We start from the raw sequence: 2570 nt of genomic DNA, 5'->3' as shown, positions 1-2570 counted from the left end.
ATGAAAAGCTTTCAAAAATTTTATTTCTTCGTCTGTTAAATTAAAATCCATATTATTATTATACAATATATTAAAAATATTGACAAACTTTTCATTTTAACGAATTTTCTAAGACTATGGAAAGCGGTACAGGTTTCAAAATCTTCTCTCAAAATAAAAATCGATAAATTAAAAAATCTAGTATGTGTTCATCGCATACTAGATTTAAAACAACAGCAATCCTTAAAAATCTCGATAATAATTGCAACTAAAAAGTTATGCTTGACTTTTTTAGATAAAGAACAGAGTTTATTTCATCAATTAGCATTCCTGCTAAAAAATATCAAAAACAAATGCAGCATAAATTTATTTAAATCATTCAGGCAGTTCTTTGCCTTAATAATTTTTATCACTGCAGAAGGAGGAATATTTTTTAAAAAATACAATCACGGAGGCGGTTTAATGTTAGTACGAAAATTGACTTATAAAAAAATATCAGGCGGTATAGAATAATGGCAGAGTTAGAAAAGTTTTCGGCACTTTACGGAAAAATAGATTATCCTGCAGATTTATTAACAACACCTTTTGAAGTGCTTGAATATAGAACTAGATTAGGATTAACAACAAGCGAGTTTGAGTTTATATGCTGGATATTTCATTTAGTAAATAAAGATTTTAATGAAATTAGAGATAAAGATATCAGCAGAAGATGCACAAGACAAAGAAAAAGTCTTCAGGCAAAAGGCTATTTAAAAATAAAAATAGCAAGGACTTATCAGAAAGGAAAATTAATATCAAGCGGACTTGTATATGACTTTACTAATTTGAAAAATAAAATTGAAGAGCTGAAAGAGGAAGATAAAAAACTTCAGAATCTCGAAGCTCCTGTTACTGTGATATATGATGAGCCTAGTTTGTTTAATGAAGATGTGGACGAAAATCCAATATATCCTGCAAAACTTTTAACAGATGACAAAGAGATAAAAGAGCTTCAGCTTCAAAGTGAGTTTTTAGAAAAGTTTAAAAAATTGTATGAAGAGTTATTGCTTGAAAAATTAGATTATTCAGTGAGAGCAAGATATAAAAAAGAACTTCTAAATATTTTCAAAAATAGAATAAATAACAATATTAATGATATTTTAGAAACTGTAAAAACAAGATTTTTAAAACTTAAAAAATCAAACTCATTAGGAAGTCAGCCGTCATTGAAACTTCAGGATTTAACAGAGTATGCTCTATTAGAAACGCAGGAAGAAAAACAAAATAATACAAACAAAGAAAATAAAACTCAAAGCGAAGAAACACAGGAAACAAAAAAATATACAATACCAAGCGGAATTGATAAACTGAATTATTTATTAAACATTATAGAAGAAGGAGGAAACCTAGATGATGCGTATTCACAAATTGCAAATTGCGGATAGCAGTTACTGTCTGCAAAACTATAAAAAATATTTGGAAGAATTAAAATCAAAAGCAAGGGACGGAAAAGACCCAAATTGTACTAAATGCGACGAGTATGGATTTTTAAAAGTTTCAGATGATTTAAGTTTTTCAGGTAGAAGATACAGCCTGCCTACTATGTGCGATTGTGTCAGTGATGAAAAAAGTAAAATATCAGAAAAGATAGAAAGAATTGATAACCTTATAAAAACATATAATTTAGTGTTTGGTACATTAGATAATGAAATGACTTTAGATATTTTTGCAGAAAGATTTAATCAAACTGAGCTGATTAATTCTATAAAAAAATATTTGAATGTAGGAAGTACAATGTCATTATATTTCAGAGGGAAGAGCGGAACAGGTAAAACTACAATGCTTAAAATGTTATGGCAAATATACGCTATTAATAATATAAAAGTGATGTATATGAGAGCAAGCCATTTTGAAGATTTACATAAAAACTTATTTAATCAAAATGCTAAAGATAAAGACATAAAAGCTGCTATTGATAGAAAAATAGATAATGCCAAAAATGCAGATATTATTATGATAGATGATATTGATAGCGTTGGCTTTCATTACGCTATCGATGGATACTATAAAATATTTGATAATATAAGAAGCGGAGAAAAAACAGCTATTCTTACATCAAATAAAAGTTATGATGATTTATTAAAAGGTTTGAATAAAAAAACTGATGCAGAATATATGAAAGGCAGACTAACAAGCAGACTATTAAACTTGAAAATTATAGAAATAGAAATGCAGAAGTATAAAGAATTAATAACTACTTAAATAGTCAAAATATTATTTTGACTATTTATATAAGATTTTATTAAAAAATAGGAGATAAAAAAAGAAGGAGTGAGCCGAGCCGCCGAGACTGTTTACAGGCTTGGGAATTAGAAAGCGACCAAGTAGGCACCCTTACGGGTGGGCGAACATAGTAACAATGAGAGAAGTAAACTTTATAGAAGATAAAGGCCGTTTTGGCATAACTTTTATGTCTGATGATAAAGCAGAAGCTAACACTATAATGAATGCTATACAGAGATTTATATTAAAAAATAGTAATAAAGAAACTAAAGAAAATATTGATTTTTCTGTATGCCCTACTGGGGAATACGAAGGTACTATATGGATTT

Annotated in this window: 2 protein-coding genes and 1 pseudogene; all 3 read left to right on the top strand. The window is 28.2% G+C overall.

Annotation, left to right across the window (positions count from 1 at the left end; all coding sequences use genetic code 11):
• Window positions 1-491 precede the first annotated feature (491 nt).
• Window positions 492-1403, top strand: a complete 912-nt coding sequence (locus tag Q0K52_RS14735) for a hypothetical protein (RefSeq protein WP_297300637.1) — start codon at window positions 492-494, stop codon at window positions 1401-1403.
• Window positions 1369-2220, top strand: a complete 852-nt coding sequence (locus Q0K52_RS14730) for an AAA family ATPase (protein ID WP_297300636.1) — start codon at window positions 1369-1371, stop codon at window positions 2218-2220. Before Q0K52_RS14735 ends, Q0K52_RS14730 begins: the two co-directional genes overlap by 35 nt.
• Window positions 2221-2377: 157 nt before the next feature.
• Window positions 2378-2570, top strand: a pseudogene (locus Q0K52_RS14725) (hypothetical protein); the annotation flags it as partial.

Source organism: uncultured Brachyspira sp., assembly GCF_944390845.1.
GTDB lineage: Bacteria > Spirochaetota > Brachyspiria > Brachyspirales > Brachyspiraceae > Brachyspira > Brachyspira pulli.
The sequence above is the reverse complement of the archived record's forward strand: the minus strand, read 5'-3'. Positions and strand labels throughout refer to the sequence as shown.

Excerpts from the sequence above, each read along its gene's own strand:
- Q0K52_RS14730 (WP_297300636.1), top strand. The coding sequence starts at position 1,369 with ATGATGCGTATTCACAAATTGCAAATTGCGGATAGCAGTTACTGTCTG.
- Q0K52_RS14735 (WP_297300637.1), top strand. The coding sequence starts at position 492 with ATGGCAGAGTTAGAAAAGTTTTCGGCACTTTACGGAAAAATAGATTAT.